The organism is Cedecea sp. FDAARGOS_727, assembly GCF_012273235.1.
Lineage (GTDB): Bacteria > Pseudomonadota > Gammaproteobacteria > Enterobacterales > Enterobacteriaceae > Cedecea > Cedecea davisae.
The window spans coordinates 985,409-1,011,119 of record NZ_CP050966.1; the positions used below are offsets into that span (position 1 = coordinate 985,409).

Here is a 25,711-nt window from a genome sequence, read left to right on the forward strand (position 1 = left end):
CTCAGGCCTCTTTTAAGACTCGTACCCTGTAGATCCCATCGTCGCCGAGTTTTGCGCCATGAATATCTGTTACAAAACCGGGGTAATGCTCACCCACCGAGCAAAGCATCAGCAGGAAGTCGAGCACCGCGCGGCTCTGTTTGGTGATAACTTCCCCAGGCATCACGACCGGCACGCCGGGAGGGTAAGGCAGGATCATGTTGGCCGAGACGCGCCCCAGCAACTCTTCAATCTCTACCGTTTCGACATTGCCCTTCACCTGCTGCTGCCAGGCTTCATGCGGCGTCATTCTCATTTCCGGCAGCACGTCGAACGCCCGCAGCATCAGGTCGGGCAAATTATGCTGCTTGATAAGCTTATGAATACCCTGCGCCAGCGTCTGAATACGCATGTTGCGATAGAAGTCAGGATCTTCTGCGTAGAGATCCGGCAGCATGTTTTTCACCCGCAGGTTGAGATCGTATGAGCGCTTAAACTCGGTCAGCCCGCGCAGCAGGCTTAGCGCCTTGGTTTTATCAATGCCAATGCTGAACAGAAACAGCAGGTTGTACGGCCCGGTTTTCTCAACCACCACGCCGCGCTCGTCGAGGAACTTCGCCACCAGCGCGGCCGGGATCCCCTCCTCTGCCATTTCACCCAGCTCGCTCATACCCGGCGTAAGGATCGTAACCTTAATAGGATCAAGATACATATGATCCGCATCGGCATCACGGAAACCGTGCCAGTCTTCTTCACCCGGCGCAATGGGCCAGCACTGCGCTTCATCAATACTTTCCGGCTGCCAGATATCGAAGAACCAGTCTTCTGACTCTTCACGCAGACGCTGCACTTCACGACGGAAATGAAGCGCCCGCTCTACGGAGCGGTTAATCAAACGCTTGCCGGTGTTACCGCGCAGCATGGCCGCCGCCGTTTCTATCGACGCCACCAGCGGGTAGCTCGGAGAAGTCGTGGTGTGCATCATGTAGGCTTCGTTAAAAGTCTCTTCGCTGTAATCGCCTTTAATATGGATCAGCGAAGCCTGTGAAAAGGCCGCCAGCAGCTTGTGGGTAGACTGCGTTTCATAAATCACTTTCCCCGGCACGCGTTCGCCGCTCATACCGCTTTTACCCTGATAGATTGGGTGGAAGTTGGTATAAGGCACCCATGCGGAGTCAAAATGAATCGACGGAACATCCAGCGTTTGTTTGATAAATTCGGTGTTGTACAGCAGGCCATCGTAGGTGGAGTTGGTGATCACCGCATGTACAGGCCATTGGGCGTCAGGCGTGGCGGCCACTTTCTTTTCGATATTTTCCCGCATAAATTCGCGCTGAGGAATACCGCCAAGGATCCCCAATGCGTTTCGCGTCGGCTTCAGCCAGATTGGCACCAGGTTGGTCATCATCAGCAGGTGCGTGAGCGATTTGTGGCAGTTGCGATCCACCAGAATAGTGCTGCCGGAAGGCGCAGCATACATGCCGACGATTTTGTTGGAGGTCGAGGTGCCGTTAGTCACCATGTAGCTTTGCTCGGCGCCAAAGGTACGGGCGATGTACTCTTCCGCCTCAAGGTGCGGCCCGGTGTGGTCTAAAAGCGATCCCAGCTCCGTCACCGAGATAGAGACATCGGCCTTCAGCGTGTTGCCGCCAAAGAAATCGTAGAACAGACAGCCAATCGGGCTTTTCTGGTAAGCGGTTCCCGCCATGTGACCCGGCGTGCAGAAGGTGTATTTCCCTTCCTTCACATAGGTAAACAGCGCTTTGGTCAGCGGCGGCGTAATGGTGTCGAGATACTCAGCGGTGTACTGCCGAATGCGCAGGGCGATGTCGTCGGCGGCGCTCAACGCATACTCGAAGAACCACAGCGCCATGCGCATTTCGTTAACGCTGACGTCCAGCGAAGAGTGGGTATTGATAAAGGCGTACAGCGGCAGGTTTTCGTTCAGCAGGTTAATTTCACTGCATAAATCAAGGCTGTATTCGTCCCAGTCAAACACCACGCCGCAGATACGCGGGTTGTGCTCAATCAGCTTGAGGAGATCGGTGCTGTTGGTCGGGTAAATCAGCTGAAAGCCTTGTAGCTCCAGGGCGCGATGCAGCTCCCTGATAGGCTCGTCTTTGTAAAAAACGCCGTGCGGCCCCATGACTGCAATCGTATTCAATATTCACCTCCTGGAAAATATACTTTGCTAAGCATAGCGCAATGCGATTTTCCATGAAGCGATAAATAAAAAAAGGGCCGGAAAATCCGACCCTTATCGCTATTGTTTACCCTTTATTCAAGCGTAACCGTAGCTCATCAGACGCTGGTAACGACGGTTTAACAGTTCTTCTTTGTTCAACACGTCGAGATCTGCGAGATCCGCCAGCAGCTGAGCACGCAGGGAAGCAGCCATCACTTCCGGGTTGCGGTGCGCACCGCCGAGCGGTTCCGGGATAACGGTGTCGATAAGCTTCAGCTCTTTCAGACGCGGGGCAATAATGCCCATCGCTTCTGCCGCGAGCGGCGCTTTATCGGCACTTTTCCACAGAATAGAAGCACAACCTTCCGGGGAGATAACCGAATAGGTGCTGTACTGCAGCATGTTCACTTTGTCGCCCACGCCGATAGCCAGCGCGCCGCCGGAGCCACCTTCGCCAATCACGGTGCAGATAACCGGCACCTTCAGGCGAGACATTTCACGCAGGTTACGGGCAATCGCTTCCGACTGGCCGCGCTCTTCGGCGCCAACGCCCGGGTATGCCCCCGGCGTGTCGATGAAGGTAATGATCGGCATGTTGAAACGCTCGGCCATTTCCATCAAACGCAGCGCTTTGCGGTAGCCTTCGGGAGCAGGCATACCGAAGTTACGGCGGATTTTCTCTTTAGTTTCACGCCCTTTCTGATGACCAATGATCATCACCGGGCGGCCGTCCAGACGAGCGGTACCGCCAACGATAGCTTTATCGTCGGCATAGGCGCGGTCGCCCGCAAGCTCGTCAAACTCGTCAAAAGCGAGACGCAAATAATCCAGGGTGTACGGACGCTGCGGGTGACGCGCCAGTTGCGCAATCTGCCATGCGCCTAAATCAGCGAAGATCTTGCGGGTCAGCTCAACGCTTTTCTCGCGCAGACGCTGCACTTCTTCATCCAGATTAATATCCAGTTTTTCGTCCTGGCGGCTAACGGCCGTCAGGGAATCGATTTTCGCTTCCAGCTCTGCAATCGGCTGTTCGAAATCAAGGAAATTCAGACTCATAATATTCCTGTTTTAGTCAAACTCCAGTTCCACCTGCTCCGAACCAATCAGCGTGCGCAAATCGTTAAGTAACCGATCGCTAGGGGAAACACGCCACGCTGCGCCAAAGCGCAATCGAGCGCGTGCATCCGCCCTCTGATAGTAGAGATGTACTGGAATTGTCCCCGAACGATGGGGTTCCAGAGACTGACGGAGACGGTTTAAAAGCTGGTCATCAATTTGCCTGTCCGTCAGCGAGATAGCAAGCCCACGCGCGTACTTTTCACGGGCTTCGTCGATGTCCATCAGCTCGCGGGCCGTCATTTTAAGCCCTCCGCTGAAGTCATCAAAGCTGACCTGTCCGCTAACGATCAGGATACGGTCTTTTTCCAGCAGATGCTGGTATTTTTCTAGCGCATCTGTGAATAACATCACTTCCAGACGACCAGAACGGTCATCCAGCGTACAGATGCCGATGCGATTGCCCCGCTTGGTGACCATAACTCGCGAAGCAATCACCAGACCCGCAGCCGTGGTCATTTTACCACGTTCTGTCGGGTGCATCTCTTTCAGGCGCATGCCGCCGACATAGCGCTCAATTTCTTTCAGGTACTGGTTGATTGGGTGGCCGGTAAGGTACAGACCCAGGGTTTCACGCTCGCCCTCCAGCACCACCTGATCGGGCCAGGGAATGACGCTGGCATACGACTTCTCAACCTGTTCAGGCTCTTCGGCCAGCACGCCAAACATATCGGCCTGGCCAATGGCTTCGGCTTTCGCGTGCTGATCGGCTGCCTTCAAGGCATCGCCCAGGGCGTTCATCAGCGCCGCACGGTGCGGCCCGAGGCGGTCAAACGCCCCGGACATAATCAGTTTTTCCAGTATCCGGCGGTTGAGCTTTTTAACATCGGAGCGCGCGCAAAGATCAAACAGGTCGAGGAAATGCCCGCCCTGGTTACGCGCTTCGATGATGGCTTCAATCGGCCCTTCACCCACGCCTTTAATCGCGCCGATGCCGTACACAATTTCCCCATCGTCATTGACGTGGAAATGATAAAGACCGGAGTTAATATCCGGCGACAGAACCTTCAGCCCCATGCGCCAGCACTCGTCCACCAGACCAACAACTTTCTCGGTGTTGTCCATATCCGCGGTCATTACCGCCGCCATAAACTCGGCGGGATAGTGCGCCTTCAGCCACAGCGTCTGGTAGGAAACCAAAGCATAGGCGGCGGAGTGGGATTTGTTAAAACCGTACCCGGCAAATTTCTCTACCAGGTCGAAGATCTTCATCGCCAGCTCGCCGTCGACGCCGTTCTTCTTCGCACCCTCTTCGAAGGTGCCGCGCTGCTTGGCCATCTCTTCCGGTTTTTTCTTACCCATTGCACGACGCAGCATATCCGCGCCGCCGAGGGTATAACCAGAAAGCTCCTGGGCAATCTGCATCACCTGTTCCTGGTACAGAATGATGCCGTAAGTCGGCTCCAGAACCGGCTTCAGACATTCATGCTGCCACTGAACATCCGGGTAAGAGATAGCTTCGCGGCCATGCTTACGGTCGATAAAGTTATCTACCATCCCCGACTGTAACGGGCCGGGGCGGAACAGGGCCACCAGGGCAATCATGTCTTCGAAGCAGTCGGGCTGCAGGCGCTTAATCAGGTCTTTCATGCCGCGCGATTCAAGCTGGAATACCGCCGTGGTTTCCGAGCGTTGCAGCATGTCGAAGCTTTTCTTATCGTCGAGCGGGATGGCGGCGATATCGATCGGCTCCAGCCCCTGTTTAGCCCGACGCGGGTTAATCATTTTCAACGCCCAGTCGATGATCGTCAGCGTACGCAGGCCGAGGAAGTCGAACTTCACCAGGCCGGCATATTCAACGTCGTTTTTGTCAAACTGGGTGACCGGATGCTGGCCCTGATCGTCACAGTAAAGCGGCGCAAAATCGGTAATTTTGGTCGGGGCGATAACCACGCCCCCTGCGTGCTTACCGGCGTTACGCGTGACGCCTTCCAGCTTACGCGCCATATCGATAAGCGCTTTAACTTCTTCGTCGGCTTCGTAGATCTCAGGTAGCTGAGGTTCGGCTTCGAACGCCTTGGCCAGTGTCATACCCGGATCGGGTGGGATCAGCTTGGAGATACGATCGACAAAGCCGTAAGGGTGCCCCAGCACGCGGCCTACGTCGCGGATTACCGCTTTCGCCGCCATGGTGCCGAAGGTGATTATCTGAGAAACCGCCTCGCGGCCGTACATCTCCGAAACGTGGTCGATAACCTGGTCGCGTTTTTCCATGCAGAAGTCGACGTCGAAGTCGGGCATCGAAACACGTTCAGGGTTCAGGAAGCGTTCGAACAGCAGGTCGAATTCCAGCGGATCGAGGTCGGTGATTTTCAACGCATACGCAACAAGCGAGCCGGCACCGGAACCGCGCCCCGGCCCTACCGGCACGCCGTTATCCTTCGACCACTGGATAAACTCCATAACGATCAGGAAGTAGCCAGGGAAGCCCATCTGGTTGATAACCTGAAGCTCGATATCCAGACGTTCGTCGTATTCAGGGCGTTTTTCCGCGCGGACTTCGGGGTCCGGGAACAGGAACTCGAGACGCTCTTCCAGCCCCTCTTTGGACTTCATTACCAGGAAGTCTTCGGTGCTCATTTCACCGGTCGGGAACTGCGGCAGGAAGTATTCGCCCAGACGCACGGTCACGTTACAGCGTTTGGCGATTTCCACGCTGTTTTCCAGCGCTTCCGGGATGTCCGAGAACAGCTCGCACATCTCATCTTCGCTGCGCATGTACTGCTGGGGCGAGTAATTTCGCGGGCGTTTAGGATCGTCCAGCGTGAAGCCGTCGTGGATAGCGACACGAATTTCGTGCGCGTCGAAATCACCCGGCTCGAGAAAACGAACGTCATTGGTTGCCACGACCGGCAAGCCTCGTTCATCGGCCAGCGCCACCGCCGCGTGAAGATAACTTTCTTCATCAGGACGACCGGTACGTATCAGTTCCAGATAGAAGCGATCGGCAAAATGCTGCTGGTAGAACGCCAGACACTGATCGACCAGCGGCTGGTTTCCCCTCAACAGGCTTTTGCCGATATCTCCCATACGCCCGCCGGAGAGCAGGATCAACCCTTCACCAAGCTCAATCAGCCAGTCGCGGTCAATAATCGGACCCGCCGCTCCGTAGCCGCGCTGATAGGCGCGAGAAATCAGCAAGGTAAGGTTCTGGTAGCCTTCGTTATTGGAGGCCAGCACCGTCAAATGGCTTAACTCGTCGCCCAGAAGCTCGCTGGCAACGTTAAAATCTGCGCCAATGATCGGCTTAATACCGGCGCCGTGCCCGGCACCGTAGAATTTCACCAGCCCGCACAGGTTGGTGAAGTCGGTGATAGCGATGGCAGGCATCCCCAGCGCCGCGGCTTTTTTTACCAGCGGCCCGGTTTTTGCCAGCCCATCGATCATGGAATAGTCACTGTGCACCCGAAGGTGAATGAAACGTGGTTCAGCCATCTCTCACCAATTACTCTGTATCAGCTACTCGCGGCTCAGGACACCAGCCCAAGCGCGCGTTTGACAGGGGCAAAGCTGCGGCGATGATGCTCGGTCGCGCCATGCTCGGCAAGCTTCTCAAGATGAAAAGCGGTTGGGTAGCCCTTGTGTTGAGCGAAACCGTACTGCGGGAAGCTTATGTCCAGCTCTGCCATTTCGCGGTCACGCGTGACTTTGGCAAGTATTGACGCCGCGCTAATTTCCGCAACCCGGCTATCGCCTTTTACCACCGCCAGAGACGGCACCGGCAGCGCCGGACAGCGGTTGCCGTCAATCAACACATATTCTGGCATGATATGGAGGCCCGCAACGGCACGCTGCATCGCCAGCATTGTCGCATGCAGAATATTGAGCTGGTCTATCTCTTCCGGCTCGGCTCGCCCAAGGCTCCAGCTCAGCGCTTTCTCAACAATCTCGTCATACAGCGCCAGACGGCGCTTTTCTGATAATTTTTTCGAGTCCGCCAGGCCGACGATGGGTTTTGCCGGATCAAGGATAACCGCAGCGGTAACAACGGCACCAACCAGCGGCCCGCGGCCTACTTCGTCAACCCCGGCGACCAGATGCGTGTGGGGGTAGATAAATTCCATCATTGAGCCAGCTCCAGCACGGCGTCCGCCGCCTGCTTATCCGCGTTACAACGGATCTGCTGATGCAAATCGCGGAAGGTTTCGTGCACCTGATGGCTGACCGCACCGTCTTCAAGCAGAGGCGCAAGCGCGGCCGCAAGAGCGATAGGTTCACATTCATTTTGCAGCAGCTCTTTCACCAGCTCGCGCCCTGCCAGCAGGTTAGGCAGCGAAACGTAGTCCGTTTTCACCAGGCGCTTTGCCAGCCAGAAGGTAAATGGCTTCATGCGGTAACCCACAACCATCGGGCATTTCGCCAGCATACACTCCAGAGCAGCCGTGCCTGAGGCAAGCAGCGCCGCGTCGCTGGCGATCATCGCCTCACGAGCCTTGCCGTCCAGCAGGTGGACGTGCAGCTCGGGGGCAACTTCGGCTTTGATTTTTTCAAACTGCTCGCGGCGCTTCGCGTTAACAAGCGGCACCACAACTTCCAGCTCCGGCCAGCGTTTGCGCAGCAGCTGCGCGGTACGCAGGAAGTCAGCGCTGAGCATTTCGACTTCAGCACCACGGCTGCCGGGCAGCAGCGCGAGGCATTTTGCTTCAGGCGCTATACCCAACGTCGCGCGGGCGGCGTTTTTGTCAGGGTCGAGCGGCATGGCATCCGCCATGGTGTGCCCAATGAAGCGACAGGGCACGTTAAACCGGTCATAAAACGCTTTTTCGAAAGGCAGAAAAGCCAGCACCAGATCGGTCGCTCTGCCAATTTTGAAAACGCGTTTTTGCCGCCATGCCCAAACGGACGGGCTGACGTAGTGGATGGTGCGGATCCCCTGCTTCTTGAGATTGCCTTCCAGGGTGATATTGAAATCCGGCGCATCAATGCCGACGAAGACGTCTGGCTGCAGTTCGGTGAAGCGTTTGGTCAGGTCAGCACGGATATGCAGCAGGCGGCGCAGGCGGCCAAGCACTTCGACAATGCCCATTACCGCCAGCTCTTCCATCTCATACCAGGCTTCACAGCCTTCAGCCTGCATCAGCGGCCCGGCAACGCCAACAAAACGGGCATCGGGGACTCGGGCTTTCAGCTCGCGGATAAGACCTGCGCCAAGAATATCGCCGGAAGTTTCTCCGGCGACCAGGGCAATCGTGAGGGGACGACCAGGCTTCATTTAGCGAATCAGACCGCGCGTGGAGCGCGCAAAGAATTCAACAAATGCGTTCACTTCCGGATGCTGAGCGGCAATCTCAGCGATTTCCGGCTTCGCCTCTTCAAGCGTTTTGCCGCTGCGATAGAGGAGTTTATAGGCGTTACGAATAGCGTGCAGCGCCTCTTTGCTGAAACCGCGACGCTTCAGGCCTTCGATGTTCACGCCAAACGGCGTCGCATGGTTGCCCTGTGCGATAACGTAAGGTGGAACGTCCTGAGCGACGCCGGAACAGCCGCCAACCATAACGTGGGCACCGATGATGCAGAACTGATGCACCGCGGTCATCCCGCCAATGATGGCGTAATCCCCGATTTGTACGTGACCCGCGAGCGTAGCGTTGTTCGCGAGGATGCAGCGGTCGCCAATCTGGCAATCATGCGCAACGTGCGCATTAACCATCAGCAGGTTATCGCTGCCCACCTTCGTTAATCCAGCGTCTTGTACCGTACCACGGTGGATAGTGACGCTTTCGCGAATGCGGTTGCGATCGCCAATTTCCACGCGAGTAGGTTCACCCGCATATTTAAGATCCTGGTTAACTTCGCCGATGGACGCGAACTGATAGATCTCATTGTCGCGGCCAATTTTAGTATGGCCATTCACGACAACGTGAGATTTCAGCACCGTGCCTTCGCCGATTTCAACATTTGGACCCACGATACAAAACGGACCAATATGGACGTTGGCACCGATAACGGCACCCTCTTCCACGATAGCTGTTGGATGAATAAAGGCGGATTTATCAATCACGTATTATGCCTCCCGGCTGCGCGCGCACATCATGGTTGCTTCGCAGACAATTTTTCCGTCAACGGTCGCAACGCCTTTGAAACGCGTCAGACCACGGCGAGTTTTCTCAAAGGTCACTTCCATAACCATTTGATCGCCAGGCACTACAGGGCGCTTGAAGCGCGCTTCATCGATACCGGCAAAGTAATACAGTTCGCCCGGCTCAAGTTTGCCGACGCTTTTAAACGCCAGAATACCGGTAGCTTGCGCCATCGCCTCCAGGATTAGTACGCCCGGGAAGATTGGCTTGCCAGGGAAGTGGCCCTGGAAAAATGGCTCGTTAACGGAGACATTTTTTACTGCGCGCAGAAAACGACCTTCTTCAAAATCCAGCACGCGGTCAACCAGCAAGAACGGGTAACGGTGCGGCAGAAGCTCTAAAATCTCTTCAATGTGCAGAGTATGAGTGTCAGTAGTCAAAATACTCTTCCTGTCTAAATATTCTAAATGACAATAATAACACGGCCTGCGGCTATCGAAAGAAAGCCAGCAGGCCGCAAATCAAATCGCGCGGCTTCGCGCTTCGGCCCTTATGGCCGGTAAGCACGGCAGCGCGGGGCAGGCGACGGTCAGTCTTGTTGATTGACCTTACGTTCGATGGATTTTAAGCGTTTGCTCATTTCATCGATGTTCATCACCAGGGCAGCGGTTTTACGCCACGCTTTGTTTGGCTGCAACGGGATGCCCGAGGAATAAACGCCAGGCTCGGTGATAGGACGCATCACCATTCCCATTCCGGTCACGGTCACCTTGTCACAGATTTCCATATGGCCGTTAATCACGCTTGCGCCGCCAATCATGCAGTAACGCCCGATTTTCAGGCTGCCAGCCATGATGACGCCGCCAGCAACTGCGGTATTGTCGCCAATCACGACGTTATGTGCAATCTGGCACTGGTTATCAATGATAACACCATTGCCGATAATCGTGTCATCCAGCGCACCGCGGTCAATGGTTGTGCAGGCACCAATCTCAACGCGATCGCCAATGATGACGCGGCCAAGCTGGGGGATTTTCACCCAATTGCCGCGATCGTTGGCGTAGCCAAAGCCGTCAGATCCAATCACGGTGCTGGACTGAATCAGGCACTGGGCACCGATTTCAATCTCGTGATAAATGGAGACATTGGCCCACAGGCGGCTACCCGCGCCGATTTTGGTATTTTTACCAATAAAGCATCCAGCGCCAATCACTACGTTATCGCCCAGCTCAACGCCGGACTCGATAACGGCGTTCGCGCCGATAGAAACGTTATTACCCAGCTTCGCTGAAGCGTCAACCACCGCACTCGGGGCGATGTCACGCGCCGGCTGAGGCGTGGTATCAAGAATTTGTGCCATGCGTGCATAGGTCAGATAGGGGTTCTTCACTACCAGAGCTGCGCTTTTAGCATGAGGAAGATCGGCTTCGGTCATCACGACGGCAGAAGCCTGGCAAGCCGCCAGCTGTTCACGATAGCGAGGGTTAACCATGAACGTGATATGGCCCGCCTGGGCGGTTTGCATAGATGCGACGCCGGTGATGACGATATCGCCATCACCGTGCAATTCTGCATCCAACTGCTGGGCTAATTCAGCCAGTCGAATCGAAGGCATTACTTATTTAACCTGTTTCAGAACGTCTGCAGTGATGTCTTTTACATCGTTACCGGAATAGGCAACGGTGTTTGCATCCAGAACAACATCATAACCTTTGTCGTCAGCAACTTTCTTCACGGCAGCCTGGATACGAGTAACCAGTTTGCCACGCTCTTCGTTGGAACGACGGTTGCGATCTTGCTCAAAAGCCTGTGCTTTTTGAGAGAACGCCTGGCGCTGAGCCATCACGTCTTTTTCCATTTTGCTGCGATCTGAAGCTTTCATGGTTGAACCATCGCGCTGCAGACGCTGCATTTTGGATTGCAGATCGTTTTCCATGCCCTGCAGTTCACCGGCGCGGCCTTTGAACTCGTTTTCCAGGGTTTTAGAAACGCCGGTGCTTTGTGCCACCTGTTGGAACAGGTTGCCCATATTAACTACTGCGATGCTGGAGGCAGCCTGAGCGCCGGCTGAAGCAACCATAGCAATCCCGAGACCTGCGGCAACTAACCACTTTTTCACAATTAACTCCTTACCATCCCATAGGTGTCCGAAGACACTGTTTTTTGCGAGCACCCGCGAACTGCTAAGCGGCTAACGGGCGCTACGCTACACTGCTGTTGCGTTCCTTCGCGCGGAACAATTACCAGGTTTTACCAATGTTAAACTGGAATTGCTCTGCCTTGTCTCCATCATATTTCTTATACGGCTGGGCATAAGAGAACACCAGCGGCCCCAGAGGAGACATCCACTGCAATGCGATACCTGCAGACATACGGATGTTACTCGGCGTGCTGTAGTCAGGTATACCGGCCGCTCTGGTTGCTGCGGTATTTTCCCATTTGGTATCCCAAACGGTACCCGCATCAACGAACAGAGAGGTACGAACAGAATTCGAATACTTCTCGCTCAGGAACGGCGTCGGGGTAATCAGCTCGAGGCTGGCAACACCCATGGCGTTACCGCCCACCGCATCGTTAGAGTTACACACCTCACCGGTTCCGCAGTTACGTTGGTTAGGGCCAAAGTAAGCCGCTTTCGGGCCGATGTTGTTCGACTGGAAACCACGCACGGTACTGGAACCACCGGCGTAGAAGTTCTCGTAGAACGGCAGCTCTTTACCGCCTAAACCATCGCCATAACCCCAACGGGTACGACCCAGCACCACCCAGGTGTGATCGTCGTTGATAGGGAAGTAGCTCGCCGTATCTAACGTCACTTTATAGAACTCGTTATCAGAGCCTGGAATGGTCACTTTACCATTCAGGTTGACGCGAGAACCGTCGGTTGGGAAGTAACCGCGGTCAAGGTTGTTGTATGTCCAACCATAGTTCAGAGTGAAGTCGTCCGCCGAGAAACTGTTGTCATTGGCGTTCATATTCGGGTGCTGACCCACAGAATCCAGGTAACGCCACATCGCTATCTGCGGCTGCATATTCGACAGGTCGTTATGCACATAGCCGAGACCAAGGCGCAGCGTATTGTATTCGTTCACCGGGAAGCCCAGCGTACTGTCTACACCATAGCTTTTGTTGGTGTAGTCAGACAGGTCCGCATCGTCAGCTTTAAAGTCGTTATAGAAAATACGGCCGCCGAGGCTCACGCCGTCAACCGTGAAGTACGGGTCGGTGGCCGAGAGTTCTGCGTAGGTCTGGTAGTCGTTTTTGGTGCCGCTGATGCCGACGGAGTAACCTGTACCCAGCCAGTTATCCTGCTGAACGCCAACCTGGAAGCTCACGCCGCTTTCAGTGCCGTAACCGACGCCGAAGTTGAAGCTACCGGTGTTACGCTCTTTCACCTTATAGACTACGTCAACCTGGTCCGGGCTGCCCGGCACACGCTGAGTATCCACATCTACGGTTTCGAAGTAGCCCAGACGGTTCAGACGCTCTTTACCGGAGTCAACCAGGTTGCTCCCCAGCCATGCGCCTTCCATCTGGCGCATTTCACGGCGCAGAACGGAATCTTTACTGGTGTCGTTGCCTTCGAAACGGATCTTACGAACGTAGTAACGGTTACCTGAGTCGACGTTTACGTGCAGTTTAACGGTCTTATCGGCGTCATTAATTTCCGGCTGAGTCTGTACGCGCGGATACGCGTAACCATAGCGGCCCAGTAGTTTCTTAATGTCGTCTTCCATTTTGGTGACTTTGGTGCCGTTATACAGCTCACCAGGCTTCAGCTTGGTCAGGCTCTCGATTTCCGCAGAGTGGCCCGCCAGGTTGCCTTTCACATCCACGCCGGCGATTTTGTACTGCTCGCCTTCGGTGATGTTAATCGTCACATAAATGCTTTTCTTATCCGGCGTCAGGCTAACCTGCGTGGAGTCGATGTTGAAACGCGCATAGCCGCGATCCAGATAGTAGCTGCGCAGGGTCTCGAGATCCCCGGCCAGCTTCTGCTTCTGGTATTTGCGATCGCCAACCACGTTCCACCACGGCACTTCATCGCGCAGTTGGAAGTGGGAGATCAGCTCATCGGTAGTAAACGCGTGGTTACCGACGATGTTGATCTGCTGGATCTTCGCGGAAACGCCTTCCTGGAATACCAGTTTCAGGTCAACACGGTTACGCGGCAGCGGCGTAACCACTGCTTTCACGCTGGCGCTGTATTTACCGACGCTGTAGTAGAAGTCTTCCAGCCCTTTCTCGATGTCGCCCAAAGTGGTGCGATCGAGAGATTCACCCACACGAACGCCGGAGGCTTCGAGGTTCTGCTTGAGCATGTCATCTTTCACCGACTTGTTACCGGAGAAAGTGATGCTGGCAATGGTTGGGCGCTCTTTGACCTGCACCAGCAGCGTATTGCCATCACGCAGAACCCGCACGTCTTCGAAGTTGCCGGTGGCAAACAGAGCACGGATAGTATTACTGATATCCTCGTCAGAGACGGTATCGCCTGGGCGTACCGGCATACTGAGGAGGGCCGCACCGACGGCGACTCGCTGCAGGCCTTCGAAATGAATGTCTTTCACCACGAACCCGTCTGCACCGTATACGGTGGCGCTGCTAAACAGCAGCGACGCTATGAGGAGCTTTTTCATCGCCATCGTTGTTATGCGTTCTTCCTAACCTAATTCTCTCTATAAACGAGAGAAATCATTGAAAAGTGCAAGCCCCATTAACAGCACCAGCAGGATTGAGCCAATGCGATAACTGAAGTCCTGAACTCGCTCGGAAACCGGTGTGCCCTTCAGTTTCTCAACCGCCAAAAAGAGCAGGTGTCCGCCGTCAAGGACGGGCAGTGGAAACAGATTAATAATCCCTAAATTGACGCTGATAAGCGCCAGGAACATCAGGAAGTAAATCAACCCGTATTCCGCCGACATACCTGCCCCTTGAGCTATGGAGATTGGCCCACTGAGGTTGTTCAGTTTTACATCACCGGTTATTAATTTCCCCAGCATGTTGACCGTCAGCTTCATCAGTTGCCAGGTTTTATCCGTGGCTTCTGCTACAGCGGTAAACGGCCCATACTGACGCACTGTCTTGTACTCATCAGGCAGCGGGATAATTTTTGGCACTACCCCTGCGAACCCTTCGGCCTTCGCTTTACCCGGTTTTGTATCCGGTATCAGCGTCAAAGACAAGGAACTCCCCTGCCTTTCAATCTGGACGGCCAGCGCCTGCCCTGGGTTATCGCGCACCAGGTTAACAAACGTACTCCACTGAAGGAGCGGCTGACCGTTGACTTTAACGATCCTGTCTCCGGCTTGCAAACCCGCTTTACTTGCTGCCGACTGCGGCTGGACTTCATCCAGCACATTTTCAATCTGCGCACCGCGAGGCTTAAACCCGAGTGATGTTACCGGATCCTGCTTGTCTGGCTCAAACTGCCAGTTACGCAGATCGAGGGTCACATCATGCGTCTGATTGGTGCCAAACGGGGCATAAGAAACCCGCGCGCTGGCATCGCCAATTTTGCCGACCAAGGCCAAACGAACAGCATCCCAGTCAGGCGTTTCGATGCCATCTATCGCTTTTAGTTCCATACCCGCCGCAATTTGTGCTTCGGCGGCGATAGAGTTGGGGGTTATTTCGCCGATCACCGGGCGCAGGCTCGGGACGCCGATAATAAAGACCAGCCAGTAAGCAAAGATAGCGAAGATAAAATTGGCAACCGGCCCCGCAGCGATGATTGCCGCTCGCTGAGAAACCGTTTTGTTGTTGAACGCGGCGTGACGCATTTCCGGGATGACCGGCTCAACGCGTTCATCCAGCATTTTGACGTAGCCGCCCAGCGGGATAAGAGCAATGACAAACTCCGTGCCCTGGCGGTCGGTACGGCGCCACAGCGCCTTACCAAAGCCGATGGAGAAGCGTTCAACACGAACGCCGCAGCGGCGAGCAACCCAAAAATGACCAAACTCGTGCACGGTAATTAAAACACCCAGTGCAACGATAAACGCAGCCAAATTCCAGAGTATGCTCAGCATAAAACCTTCCGTTAAATCGTCCTGAATACCAGAAGCAGCAGACAGGCAAACACCGGCACCGCCGCTGTCAGACTGTCAATGCGGTCAAGAATACCACCATGTCCGGGGATCAAGTGACCACTATCTTTAATACCGGCCTCACGCTTAAACATGCTCTCGGTTAAATCACCCAAAACCGAGGCCAGCGCGGCAACGATGGAACAGGTTAGCAGAACAGCTGGCGCAACATTCAGATTCGCCCACATGCCAAACAGCAGGGAAATAACTGCGGATGTAGCCAGCCCGCCAATAAAGCCCTGCCAGGTTTTACCCGGGGACACTTTCGGTGCCAGCTTATGCTTACCAAACATCTTGCCGAAGACATAAGCACCGGAATCCGCGCCCCATACCAGCACCATCACATACAGTAGCCACACGGAGCCGCTGTAGTGGTTGATATCATAATGCCAGCTGCGCAGCGCCACCATTCCCCAGAAAAAGGGGATAATCGTCAACAGGCCGAAGACCAGACGGATCGGCTTAGAATTGCGCCAGAGTGCCGCAGAAGCGGGATAAAATAGCACCAACAGCAGCGCCGCAACCCACCAGATAAGTGATGCCCAAAGCGATACTTCTATCACCGGGAGATGCACCGAATGGCGGTATTCAGGCAGCGTAATGAGCATTACTGCAAGCAGCAGGCCGCACAGTACGGCCAGCCAAACGCGCTGTGAACGAGCAACGAAACCAGCCAGTTGCCCCCACTCCCATGCAGCCAGCATGCAGATAACCAGTGTCGCAATCGCGAATCCTACCGGCGGCAGCCAAAACAGCGCCGCGATGACAACAGGAATCATAATAAATGCGGAAATCAGGCGATACTTCAGCAAAAGCGACCCCCAACAGGCTTATTCACCACCAGGTGCTGTGCCACCAAAACGACGCTCTCGGTTTGCAAAAGCATTTAGTGCACCTTCAAAGTCTTGTTCATCGAAATCAGGCCAAAGAACATCGGTAAAATAAAGTTCAGCATAGGCAATTTGCCAGATGAGAAAGTTACTGATGCGATGTTCTCCCCCTGTCCTAATTACTAAATCAACGGGAGCCAGTTCATGCATGCAGATCTGCTGACCGAGCAGGTCTTCATCTATTTGGTCAGGGCGCAATAAGCCTTCCTGCACCTGCGACGCAAGTTGTCGCACTCCCTGAATAATATCCCAACGCCCGCCATAATTCGCGGCGATATTCAGCGTCAAACCGGTATTTTCACCGGTCAGTGCTTCAGCTTTTTTGATACGTTCTTGCAGGCGTGAGTTGAACCGACTGGTATCGCCGATTACCCGTAAGCGGACATTATGACGGTGTAAGCTTTTGACTTCACTGTCCAATGCCCACACAAAAAGCTCCATCAACGCGGTCACTTCCTGAGCCGGGCGATTCCAGTTTTCGCTACTAAAAGCGTAAAGCGTCAGCGCATCGATGCCGCTATTGGCTGCAAAACTAACAGCGCGGCGAACCGACTTTGCCCCGGCTTTATGACCGAAAACCCTCATTTTCCCCTGTCGCTTAGCCCAGCGGCCATTGCCATCCATAATAATGGCAACATGGCGAGCGCCATGAGCAGGTGAGGATTCGCTTAATTGTTGATTAGCAGACAACATAACGCGTAATGATTCCCTGAAAAGAATTAAGCGGTACTCAGGAATACTGAAGCCTTTCGCATAAAAAAGCCGTGCTGTGACACGGCTCTCCACCTAACCTTCAGTCACATCTGACGATTAAGTGGCGCAGACTATATCACTGAAGCACAAAGTGAACAAATGGCGGTACGTCGGCCGCATGAATTATCACCGGCTTGCGAGGTGCATCACTTGTTTTTTGGCTATTTCACGAGCGATTGCATCGACACTCAGCACCTCTTCCACGCTTTGCGGTTCGGTTAAGTTCATTTGCTCAAGCACGCTGCGGTTTAGCACTGCGATATCGGTGAAACGCACCTGCTGATTAAGGAAAGCTTCAACCACAACTTCGTTTGCCGCATTCAGCGCCGTGGTAGCCGCCTGCCCCTGCGCGCAGGCATCGATAGCGAGCTTCAGGCATGGGTAGCGCTTAAAGTCCGGCTCCATGAAAGTCAGCGTGCCGATTTTACAAAAATCGAGTGCCTCAACGCCCGATGATACGCGGGCAGGATAGGCCATCGCATGGGCAATTGGCGTACGCATATCCGGTGCGCCAAGCTGTGCCAGCACGCTACCATCACGGTAGCGAACCATTGAATGGATAACCGACTGCGGATGAATCAGCACTTCCATCTGTGCCGCAGAGGCGTTGAATAACCAACGCGCTTCAATATATTCGAGACCTTTGTTCATCATGGTGGCCGAATCAACGGAGATTTTGCGTCCCATCGACCAGTTCGGGTGGCTGCATGCCTGGTCAGGCGTCATTGCGGCCAGTTCGGCATACGCCGTTTCCCGGAACGGACCACCCGATCCGGTGAGAATAATGGACGATACGCCATTATCTTCGAGGCTAGCGTATCCCAGGTTCTGCTGAATTGTTTCCGGCAAACTCTGAAAAATAGCGTTATGTTCGCTGTCTATCGGCAATAACTGCGCTTTGCTGCGGGCAACGGCTTCCATAAACAGCCGCCCGCAGGTGATGAGCGACTCTTTGTTCGCCAGCAGCACCTGCTTACCCGCAGAGATAGCGGCGAGCGTAGAGGGGAGACCTGCAACGCCAACAATAGCGGCCATTACCTGGTCAACTTCATTCAGCGCGGCAACTTCACATGCCGCCTGCGAACCGGCCAACACCTCGGTTTTACTGCCCTGCTCTTTCAACTGGCGACGCAATTCAGAAGCGGCCTGCTCACTGGCCATGACCGCAAAGCGCGGCGAGAACTCCAGACATTGCTCGACCATTTTCCCAACGTTGCTACCGGCCACCAGGGCGGTTACGGCAAATTTTTCAGGATTATGACGAACGACGCTCAGCGTACTGACGCCAATAGAGCCGGTGGATCCAAGAATAGTGAGCTGCTTCATGAGTTACTCAGGGTCGTAAAATGAGGGATTAATGACGCATTAGTTTGCGGCGACGGGGGCGTATTGTCTACGCCTTTGCTCTGTGTTTATCAAAGCAAAACGCCGCTCAGCAAACGCCACGCTTCACGCGAGGGCTTACTGTGCGGCGTATTATCCACCAGAGGGTGGATTAGAACTGCATCAGCTCGGCTTCTTTTTCAGACAGAGCCGCATCCACTTTCTTAATGGCTGCATCAGTCAGTTTCTGAACGTCGTCCTGGGAACGACGATCATCATCTTCGCTGATCTCTTTGTCTTTCAGCAGGGCTTTAACTTTGTCGTTAGCGTCACGGCGAACGTTACGCACGGCAACACGAGCGCCTTCGGCTTCGCCACGTACGATCTTGATCAGATCTTTACGACGTTCTTCAGTCAGCGGAGGCAGCGGAACGCGAATATCGGTGCCCGCTGAGCTTGGGTTAAGACCCAGGTCAGAAGCCATGATCGCTTTTTCAACTGCCGGGCCCAGGGAACGATCGAAAACGTTGATCTTCAGGGTACGGGTATCTTCTACGGTGACGCTGGCCAGCTGACGCAGCGGAGTTGGCGTGCCGTAATATTCCACGACAATGCCGTCCAGCAGGCTTGGAGAAGCGCGGCCGGTGCGGATTTTGCTGATTTGGTTTTTGAATGCTTCGACGCATTTATCCATACGCACTTCAGCATCTTTTCTGATATCGCTAATCACGTTACGAATCCTTGAAAACTGGTTTAAGGCAGACCACGCTTATCATCTGCGGCAACGATGGCCGCAGGCTAAGTATAGCCCTGTTTATTCCTGGCTGTAGATAAAGCCAAATCTTACCCTGATTAAAGGGCGACTGAAATTATTCAGTGATTAAAGTGCCTTCTTTCTCACCCATTACCACACGGCGCAGCGCACCCGGCTTGTTCATATTGAACACGCGGATCGGCAGTTTGTGGTCGCGAGCAAGGGTGAAGGCGGCAAGATCCATGACTTTCAGCTCTTTATCCAGAACTTCGGTGTAGGTCAGCTGCTCGTACAGCGTCGCAGTTGGATCTTTAACCGGATCGGCGGTAAATACGCCGTCAACTTTGGTTGCTTTCAGCACAACGTCCGCTTCAATTTCGATCCCGCGCAGGCAGGCTGCGGAGTCGGTGGTGAAGAACGGGTTGCCGGTACCGGCTGCGAGGATAACGACACGGTTAGCGCGCAGCAGGCTGATGGCCTCTGCCCAGCTGTAGTTATCGCAAACGCCATTCAGTGGAATAGCGGACATCAGGCGGGCGTTCACATAGGCGCGGTGGAGCGCATCACGCATCGCCAGTCCGTTCATTACGGTCGCCAGCATGCCCATGTGGTCGCCCACGACGCGGTTCATACCGGCTTTTGCAAGACCAGCACCACGGAATAAGTTACCGCCGCCGATTACCACCCCGACCTGAATGCCAAGTTCCACCAGTTCTTTAATTTCCTGAGCCATACGGTCCAGAATACTCGCGTCAATACCGAAGCCTTCTGTACCTTGCAGAGCTTCGCCGCTCAATTTGAGCAGAATGCGTTTGTAGACGGGTTTTGCATTGGTAGCCATGTTTCTTTCCTGAGAACAGTCAACGAATGGGGGATGGTTAATTCTGGCGACATTCTGTCGCATTTCAGCCAGTTGCCTATAGGAGACGGCTGAATTTATGAGGCTGGATAAAAAGGAACCGCCGGTTGGCGGTTCCTTTTAAACCATTAAGACTGCTTGGACATGGCAGCAACTTCTGCTGCGAAGTCAGTCTCAACTTTCTCGATACCTTCACCCACTTCGAAGCGGATGAAGTTAGTGACGTCAGCGTTGTGCTCTTTCAGCAGCTGAGCAACGGTTTTGCTTGGGTCCATTACGAACGGCTGGCCGGTCAGAGAAACTTCGCCGGTGAATTTCTTCATGCGGCCTTCAACCATTTTCTCTGCGATTTCTTTCGGCTTACCGGACTGCATCGCGATGTCCAGCTGAACCTGGTATTCTTTCTCTACAACTTCTGCAGAAACGTCTTCTGGCTTAACGAACTCAGGCTTGCTTGCAGCAATGTGCATTGCCAGCTGTTTAACCAGCTCTTCATCAGCGCCTTTAGCTGCAACCAGAACACCGATACGCGCGCCGTGCTGATAAGAACCCAGAACGTCGCCTTCCAGGGAAGAAACGCGACGGATGTTGATGTTCTCACCGATTTTAGCAACCAGTGCAACGCGCTCTTCTTCGAACTGCGCTTTCAGAACTTCAACGTCGGTGATTTTGCCAGCAACTGCTGCGTCCAGAACTTTGTTAGCAAATGCCTGGAAGCCGCCGTCTTTAGCAACGAAGTCGGTCTGGCAGTTAACTTCCAGAATCACGCCGTAGTTGCCGTTGATCTTAGTGATGATCACGCCGTCAGCAGCAACGTTGCCTGCTTTTTTAGCTGCTTTGATAGCACCGGATTTACGCATGTTCTCGATTGCCAGCTCGATGTCGCCGTTGGCTTCGGTCAGCGCTTTTTTACAATCCATCATGCCAGCGCCAGTACGCTCACGCAGCTCTTTTACCAGGGATGCGGTAATTTCAGCCATTCTAAAATCCTCGGAGATGTTGCCTGCCCGGCACGGTGGCCAAACAGACTTAAAAGTGAAAAAGGGGCCATAAAAAGGCCCCTAACCAAACTAGATACTACCTGGTTAAATAAGGGCTCTGACGAGCGTGCCTTATTATTCTGCTTCTACGAAGCTTTCTTCCGCCTGGGAAGCCAGATCCTGAGAACGGCCTTCACGAACGGTTGCAGCTACAGCGCCCAGGTACAGGCTAACAGCACGGATAGCATCGTCGTTACCAGGGATAACGAAATCAACACCGTCCGGATCAGAGTTGGTATCAACGATAGCAAATACCGGGATACCCAGGTTGTTTGCTTCTTTGATAGCGATGTGCTCGTGATCGGCATCGATTACAAACAGTGCGTCCGGCAGGCCGCCCATGTCTTTGATACCGCCCAGGCTGTTTTCCAGCTTGTCCAGCTCACGAGTGCGCATCAGCGCTTCTTTCTTAGTCAGCTTGTCGAAAGTACCGTCTTGAGCCTGAGTTTCCAGGTCTTTCAGACGTTTGATGGACTGACGAACGGTTTTCCAGTTAGTCAGCATGCCGCCCAACCAGCGATGGTTCACGAAGAACTGATCGCAGCTGTTAGCAGACTCTTTCACCGCTTCGCTTGCAGCGCGCTTAGTACCAACGAAAAGGATTTTACCTTTGCGAGAAGCAATCTTGTTCAGTTCAGCCAGAGCTTCGTTGAACATTGGTACAGTTTTCTCAAGGTTGATGATGTGAACTTTGTTACGTGCGCCGAAGATGAAAGGCTTCATTTTCGGGTTCCAGTAACGGGTCTGGTGACCGAAGTGAACACCAGCCTTGAGCATGTCGCGCATGGAAACAGTAGCCATGTTTTAAAACCTCTATAAAAGTATGGGGTTATGCCTCCACGTATCCCATATTACCGACCCCAAAGGGCACCCCGGAATATGTGTCGATACGTGTGTGTTATTTACACAAAGTGAGAGTGTTTGGCTGTACCCGAAAAATCGGAATACAAGTCCGGCGCGCTTTATACCATAAACGGCGTCAGGACTCCAATAGTTGTTGCCGTTCTGCTCGCTCAATGATTCTCAATTTGGCAGGAAGTCGCGCCCCCTGATACCATTACGTCACTTCCCTGCTTAATTCATGTCGACAAGCTCGACATCTGCGGACCTGATATGGCTATTTCAATTAAAACACCTGAAGAAATCGAAAAAATGCGCGTCGCCGGCCGCCTGGCTGCCGAAGTGCTGGAAATGATCGAACCCCACGTTAAACCGGGCATCACTACCGGCGAGCTGGATCGCATCTGTAATGACTACATCGTCAACGAGCAGCAGGCTATTTCCGCCTGTCTGGGCTACCACGGCTTCCCGAAATCCGTTTGTATCTCCATTAACGAAGTGGTTTGCCACGGCATCCCGGACGATGAAAAAGCGCTGAAAGACGGCGACATCGTCAATATCGACGTGACGGTCATTAAAGACGAGTACCACGGCGACACCTCGAAGATGTTTATCGTCGGCAAGCCAACCATTCTCGGCGAACGCCTGTGCCGCATCACTCAGGAAAGCCTCTACCTGGCCCTGCGTATGGTGAAGCCCGGCATCCGTCTGCGCACGCTTGGCGCGGCGATTCAGAAGTTTGTTGAAGCCGAAGGTTTCTCCGTGGTGCGTGAATACTGTGGCCACGGCATTGGTCGCGTATTCCACGAAGAACCGCAGGTGCTGCACTATGATGCAGACGACGGCGGCGTGGTGCTCCAGCCGGGCATGACCTTTACCATCGAACCGATGGTAAACGCCGGTGATTACCGCATTCGCACCATGAAAGACGGCTGGACGGTGAAAACCAAAGATCGCAGCTTGTCTGCTCAATACGAGCATACTATTGTGGTGACTGAGAACGGCTGCGAGATTATGACGCTGCGTAAGGATGACACCATCCCCAACGTGATTTCGCATAACGAATGATGCCCTGACGTCAGTCAGCAATCTAAGCCGGCCCCGAGCCGGCTTTTTTTATGGGTAGCGCACAATGAGTCCAGGTTTACCAGAGCAGTTTGCCAACACCACGGAACCCGAGATTTCCGGCCAGCCGGATTATCCCAACAGTTGGCAGGAAGCCGAGCTTAATTGCGCCAGTATCAAGTCGCATTTAGACACTTTTCAAAAGTGGCTGGGCGCCGCCTTTGACAGCGGTATTTCAGCCGAGCGGCTGATTGAGGCGCGCACCGAATTTATCGACCAGCTGCTACAGCGGCTGTGGATTGCCTACGGTTTTGCGGAAGTGCCGGAAGCCGCACTGGTTGCGGTTGGTGGCTATGGCCGCGCCGAACTACACCCGCTCTCGGATATCGACCTGCTGATCCTTAGCCGCAAACGCCTGACCGACGCTCAGGCGCAAAAAATCGGCGAACTGCTGACCCTGTTATGGGACGTTAAGCTGGAAGTCGGCCACAGCGTACGCACCCTGGAAGAGTGCCTGCTTGAAGGCCTCTCAGACCTGACGGTTGCTACCAACCTTATCGAGTCGCGCCTGCTGATAGGCGACGTCGCCCTGTTCCTCGAACTGCAAAAACATATTTTTAGCGAAGGCTTCTGGCCCTCTGCCAAATTCTTTGCCGCCAAGGTCGAAGAGCAAAACGAGCGCCACCAGCGCTACCACGGCACCAGCTACAATCTCGAACCGGACATTAAAAGCAGCCCCGGCGGCCTGCGCGATATCCATACCCTGCAATGGGTGGCGCGCCGCCACTTCGGCGCAACGTCGATGGGCGAAATGGTCGACTTTGGTTTCTTAACCGAAGCCGAGCGCAAAGAGCTGGACGAGTGCCAGCACCTGCTATGGCGCATTCGCTTTGCGCTGCATCTTGAAGTGAATCGCTACGATAACCGCCTGCTGTTTGACCGCCAGCTTAGCGTTGCCCAGCGCCTGCACTACAGCGGCGAAGGTAACGAGCCGGTGGAACACATGATGAAGGACTTCTACCGCGTGACGCGGCGAGTCGGCGAGTTAAACCAAATGCTGTTGCAGCTGTTTGACGAAGCCATCCTGGCGCTGGACGCCAGCGAGAAGCCCCGCCCTCTGGACGATGACTTCCAGCTGCGCGGCACGCTTATCGATCTTCGCGATGAAACGCTGTTTATGCGCGAGCCGCAGGCGATTCTGCGCATGTTCTACATGATGGTGCGCAACCGCGAGATAACCGGCATTTATTCAACCACGCTGCGCCATCTGCGCCATGCCCGCCGCCACCTCACGCAGCCGCTGTGCTACATTCCGGAAGCGCGAGAGCTATTCCTCGTCATGCTCCGCCACCCCGGCGCGGTAAGCCGTGCTCTGGTGCCGATGCATCGCCACAGCGTGCTGTGGGCCTACATGCCTCAATGGTCGCACATCGTCGGGCAGATGCAGTTCGACCTGTTCCACGCCTACACGGTGGATGAGCACACCATTCGCGTCCTGCAAAAACTGGAAAGCTTCGCGAAGGAAGAAACGCGGGCCAAACACCCACTTTGCGTCGATCTCTGGCCGCGCCTTTCGCACCCTGAGCTGATCCTGATAGCCGCCCTGTTCCACGATATCGCCAAAGGGCGAGGCGGAGATCACTCGGTTCTCGGCGCTCAGGATGTGCTGAAATTTGCTGAGCTTCATGGCCTGAACTCGCGGGAAACCCAGCTCGTCGCCTGGCTGGTTCGCCAGCATCTGCTGATGTCCGTCACCGCCCAGCGCCGCGATATTCAGGATCCTGAAGTCATCAAGCAATTTGCCGAAGAAGTTCAGACGGAAAACCGCCTGCGCTACCTTGTCTGCCTGACAGTCGCCGATATCTGCGCCACCAACGAAACGCTGTGGAACAGCTGGAAGCAAAGCCTGCTGCGCGAGCTCTATTTTGCCACGGAGAAACAACTGCGCCGTGGGATGCAAAACAGCCCGGATATGCGTGAGCGCGTACGTCACCACCAGCTTCAGGCGCTGGCTTTGCTGCGCATGGACAATATTAACGAAGAGGCTCTGCACCACATCTGGGCACGCTGTCGCGCCAACTACTTTGTGCGCCACACGCCGAATCAGATAGCCTGGCACGCCCGTCATCTGCTCAAGCACGACCTCACCCAGCCGCTGATCCTGCTTAGCCCGCAGGCGACGCGCGGCGGAACAGAGATATTTATCTGGAGCCCGGACAGGCCGTACCTGTTTGCCGCCGTTTGTGCCGAGCTGGACAGGCGCAACCTTAGCGTTCACGATGCGCAAATCTTTACCACCCGCGACGGTATGGCGATGGACACCTTTATCGTGCTCGAGCCGGACGGCAGCCCGCTCTCCATTGACCGGCATAATATTATTCGCCACAGTCTCGAGCAGGCGATAACCCAGACCAGCTGGCAGCCGCCGCAGCCTCGCCGCCAGTCGGCAAAATTGCGCCACTTTACCGTGGACACCGAGGTCAACTTCCTGCCCACCCACACCGACAGGCGAACCTTCCTTGAGCTGATTGCGCTCGATCAGCCCGGCCTGCTTGCCAGGGTCGGTGAAGTGTTCGCGGACCTGGGAATTTCGCTCTACGGGGCGAGAATTACGACAATTGGTGAGCGAGTAGAAGATTTATTTATAATCGCGACCGCCGACCGGCGTGCTCTTAATAATGTGCTCCAGCAGGAAGTGCAGCAACGGTTGACAGCGGCCCTTAATCCAAACGATAAATAACGGTCTTTTATTTTTACCTTTTAGCTTGCGGGCCGCAGTCAATAGTTTTGCGGCCCGA

Annotated in this window: 20 protein-coding genes; 2 read left to right on the top strand and 18 right to left on the bottom strand. The window is 54.5% G+C overall.

What is annotated here, in order from left to right; translation table 11 throughout:
* Position 1: 1 nt before the first annotated feature.
* The 18 genes from FOC35_RS04820 to rpsB form a co-directional block, all read right to left on the bottom strand.
* The gene (locus FOC35_RS04820) at positions 2 to 2,143 is read right to left on the bottom strand and encodes a lysine decarboxylase LdcC (protein ID WP_172568311.1); all 2,142 of its coding nucleotides are present in this window, start codon (positions 2,141 to 2,143) and stop codon (positions 2 to 4) included.
* A gap of 117 nt (positions 2,144 to 2,260) precedes the next feature.
* A complete protein-coding gene (gene accA, locus FOC35_RS04825) occupies positions 2,261 to 3,220 on the bottom strand; it encodes an acetyl-CoA carboxylase carboxyl transferase subunit alpha (RefSeq protein ID WP_016534980.1) in 960 nt (319 codons plus the stop codon).
* Between the two features lie 12 nt (positions 3,221 to 3,232).
* The gene (dnaE, locus tag FOC35_RS04830) at positions 3,233 to 6,715 is read right to left on the bottom strand and encodes a DNA polymerase III subunit alpha (RefSeq protein WP_172568312.1); all 3,483 of its coding nucleotides are present in this window, start codon (positions 6,713 to 6,715) and stop codon (positions 3,233 to 3,235) included.
* A 35-nt stretch (positions 6,716 to 6,750) separates the two neighbouring features.
* A complete protein-coding gene (gene rnhB / locus FOC35_RS04835; protein WP_016534978.1) occupies positions 6,751 to 7,347 on the bottom strand; it encodes a ribonuclease HII in 597 nt (198 codons plus the stop codon).
* The gene (gene lpxB / locus FOC35_RS04840; RefSeq protein ID WP_172568313.1) at positions 7,344 to 8,492 is read right to left on the bottom strand and encodes a lipid-A-disaccharide synthase; all 1,149 of its coding nucleotides are present in this window, start codon (positions 8,490 to 8,492) and stop codon (positions 7,344 to 7,346) included. Before lpxB ends, rnhB begins: the two co-directional genes overlap by 4 nt.
* The gene (lpxA, locus tag FOC35_RS04845; RefSeq protein WP_016534976.1) at positions 8,493 to 9,281 is read right to left on the bottom strand and encodes an acyl-ACP--UDP-N-acetylglucosamine O-acyltransferase; all 789 of its coding nucleotides are present in this window, start codon (positions 9,279 to 9,281) and stop codon (positions 8,493 to 8,495) included.
* A 3-nt stretch (positions 9,282 to 9,284) separates the two neighbouring features.
* Complete coding sequence (fabZ, locus tag FOC35_RS04850) at positions 9,285 to 9,740, bottom strand: 3-hydroxyacyl-ACP dehydratase FabZ (RefSeq protein WP_016534975.1); 456 nt, start codon at positions 9,738 to 9,740, stop codon at positions 9,285 to 9,287.
* Positions 9,741 to 9,889: 149 nt separating this feature from the next.
* On the bottom strand, positions 9,890 to 10,915 hold the full coding sequence (gene lpxD, locus FOC35_RS04855) for a UDP-3-O-(3-hydroxymyristoyl)glucosamine N-acyltransferase (protein WP_016534974.1): 1,026 nt from the start codon (positions 10,913 to 10,915) through the stop codon (positions 9,890 to 9,892).
* A gap of 3 nt (positions 10,916 to 10,918) precedes the next feature.
* Positions 10,919 to 11,419 (bottom strand): molecular chaperone Skp, encoded by a 501-nt coding sequence (gene skp / locus FOC35_RS04860; protein WP_039897933.1) that lies wholly within the window; start codon positions 11,417 to 11,419, stop codon positions 10,919 to 10,921.
* Between the two features lie 121 nt (positions 11,420 to 11,540).
* Positions 11,541 to 13,946 (bottom strand): outer membrane protein assembly factor BamA, encoded by a 2,406-nt coding sequence (gene bamA, locus FOC35_RS04865; RefSeq protein WP_016534972.1) that lies wholly within the window; start codon positions 13,944 to 13,946, stop codon positions 11,541 to 11,543.
* Between the two features lie 33 nt (positions 13,947 to 13,979).
* Positions 13,980 to 15,332 carry a sigma E protease regulator RseP gene (gene rseP / locus FOC35_RS04870; protein ID WP_016534971.1) on the bottom strand — a complete coding sequence of 451 codons (1,353 nt, stop codon included), beginning with the start codon at positions 15,330 to 15,332 and terminating at the stop codon, positions 13,980 to 13,982.
* An 11-nt stretch (positions 15,333 to 15,343) separates the two neighbouring features.
* A complete protein-coding gene (gene cdsA / locus FOC35_RS04875; protein ID WP_039897932.1) occupies positions 15,344 to 16,201 on the bottom strand; it encodes a phosphatidate cytidylyltransferase in 858 nt (285 codons plus the stop codon).
* 18 nt (positions 16,202 to 16,219) lie between these two features.
* Positions 16,220 to 16,972: a (2E,6E)-farnesyl-diphosphate-specific ditrans,polycis-undecaprenyl-diphosphate synthase gene (ispU, locus tag FOC35_RS04880; protein WP_172570327.1), complete on the bottom strand. Its 753-nt coding sequence runs from the start codon at positions 16,970 to 16,972 to the stop codon at positions 16,220 to 16,222.
* Between the two features lie 186 nt (positions 16,973 to 17,158).
* Complete coding sequence (gene ispC, locus FOC35_RS04885; protein ID WP_016534968.1) at positions 17,159 to 18,358, bottom strand: 1-deoxy-D-xylulose-5-phosphate reductoisomerase; 1,200 nt, start codon at positions 18,356 to 18,358, stop codon at positions 17,159 to 17,161.
* Positions 18,359 to 18,527: 169 nt separating this feature from the next.
* Positions 18,528 to 19,085 carry a ribosome recycling factor gene (frr, locus tag FOC35_RS04890; RefSeq protein WP_039897930.1) on the bottom strand — a complete coding sequence of 186 codons (558 nt, stop codon included), beginning with the start codon at positions 19,083 to 19,085 and terminating at the stop codon, positions 18,528 to 18,530.
* 139 nt (positions 19,086 to 19,224) lie between these two features.
* The gene (gene pyrH, locus FOC35_RS04895) at positions 19,225 to 19,950 is read right to left on the bottom strand and encodes a UMP kinase (RefSeq protein ID WP_039897929.1); all 726 of its coding nucleotides are present in this window, start codon (positions 19,948 to 19,950) and stop codon (positions 19,225 to 19,227) included.
* 146 nt (positions 19,951 to 20,096) lie between these two features.
* Positions 20,097 to 20,948, bottom strand: coding sequence for a translation elongation factor Ts (gene tsf, locus FOC35_RS04900; protein WP_016534965.1), 852 nt, complete (start codon positions 20,946 to 20,948; stop codon positions 20,097 to 20,099).
* Between the two features lie 135 nt (positions 20,949 to 21,083).
* On the bottom strand, positions 21,084 to 21,809 hold the full coding sequence (gene rpsB / locus FOC35_RS04905) for a 30S ribosomal protein S2 (protein ID WP_016534964.1): 726 nt from the start codon (positions 21,807 to 21,809) through the stop codon (positions 21,084 to 21,086).
* Between the two features lie 312 nt (positions 21,810 to 22,121).
* Here rpsB and map point away from each other — a divergent pair, with 312 nt between their 5' ends.
* Positions 22,122 to 22,916: a type I methionyl aminopeptidase gene (map, locus tag FOC35_RS04910; protein ID WP_016534963.1), complete on the top strand. Its 795-nt coding sequence runs from the start codon at positions 22,122 to 22,124 to the stop codon at positions 22,914 to 22,916.
* 64 nt (positions 22,917 to 22,980) lie between these two features.
* Positions 22,981 to 25,653: a bifunctional uridylyltransferase/uridylyl-removing protein GlnD gene (gene glnD / locus FOC35_RS04915; protein WP_172568314.1), complete on the top strand. Its 2,673-nt coding sequence runs from the start codon at positions 22,981 to 22,983 to the stop codon at positions 25,651 to 25,653.
* The last annotated feature ends 58 nt before the right edge of the window (positions 25,654 to 25,711 follow it).

What these genes read in the sequence shown, in the direction of transcription:
- accA (WP_016534980.1), bottom strand. Translation starts at nt 3,220, where the DNA reads ATGAGTCTGAATTTCCTTGATTTCGAACAGCCGATTGCAGAGCTGGAA.
- dnaE (WP_172568312.1), bottom strand. Translation starts at nt 6,715, where the DNA reads ATGGCTGAACCACGTTTCATTCACCTTCGGGTGCACAGTGACTATTCC.
- rnhB (WP_016534978.1), bottom strand. Translation starts at nt 7,347, where the DNA reads ATGATGGAATTTATCTACCCCCACACGCATCTGGTCGCCGGGGTTGAC.
- lpxB (WP_172568313.1), bottom strand. Translation starts at nt 8,492, where the DNA reads ATGAAGCCTGGTCGTCCCCTCACGATTGCCCTGGTCGCCGGAGAAACT.
- lpxD (WP_016534974.1), bottom strand. Translation starts at nt 10,915, where the DNA reads ATGCCTTCGATTCGACTGGCTGAATTAGCCCAGCAGTTGGATGCAGAA.
- bamA (WP_016534972.1), bottom strand. Translation starts at nt 13,946, where the DNA reads ATGGCGATGAAAAAGCTCCTCATAGCGTCGCTGCTGTTTAGCAGCGCC.
- rseP (WP_016534971.1), bottom strand. Translation starts at nt 15,332, where the DNA reads ATGCTGAGCATACTCTGGAATTTGGCTGCGTTTATCGTTGCACTGGGT.
- ispU (WP_172570327.1), bottom strand. Translation starts at nt 16,972, where the DNA reads ATGTTGTCTGCTAATCAACAATTAAGCGAATCCTCACCTGCTCATGGC.
- ispC (WP_016534968.1), bottom strand. Translation starts at nt 18,358, where the DNA reads ATGAAGCAGCTCACTATTCTTGGATCCACCGGCTCTATTGGCGTCAGT.
- pyrH (WP_039897929.1), bottom strand. Translation starts at nt 19,950, where the DNA reads ATGGCTACCAATGCAAAACCCGTCTACAAACGCATTCTGCTCAAATTG.
- tsf (WP_016534965.1), bottom strand. Translation starts at nt 20,948, where the DNA reads ATGGCTGAAATTACCGCATCCCTGGTAAAAGAGCTGCGTGAGCGTACT.
- rpsB (WP_016534964.1), bottom strand. Translation starts at nt 21,809, where the DNA reads ATGGCTACTGTTTCCATGCGCGACATGCTCAAGGCTGGTGTTCACTTC.
- map (WP_016534963.1), top strand. Translation starts at nt 22,122, where the DNA reads ATGGCTATTTCAATTAAAACACCTGAAGAAATCGAAAAAATGCGCGTC.
- glnD (WP_172568314.1), top strand. Translation starts at nt 22,981, where the DNA reads ATGAGTCCAGGTTTACCAGAGCAGTTTGCCAACACCACGGAACCCGAG.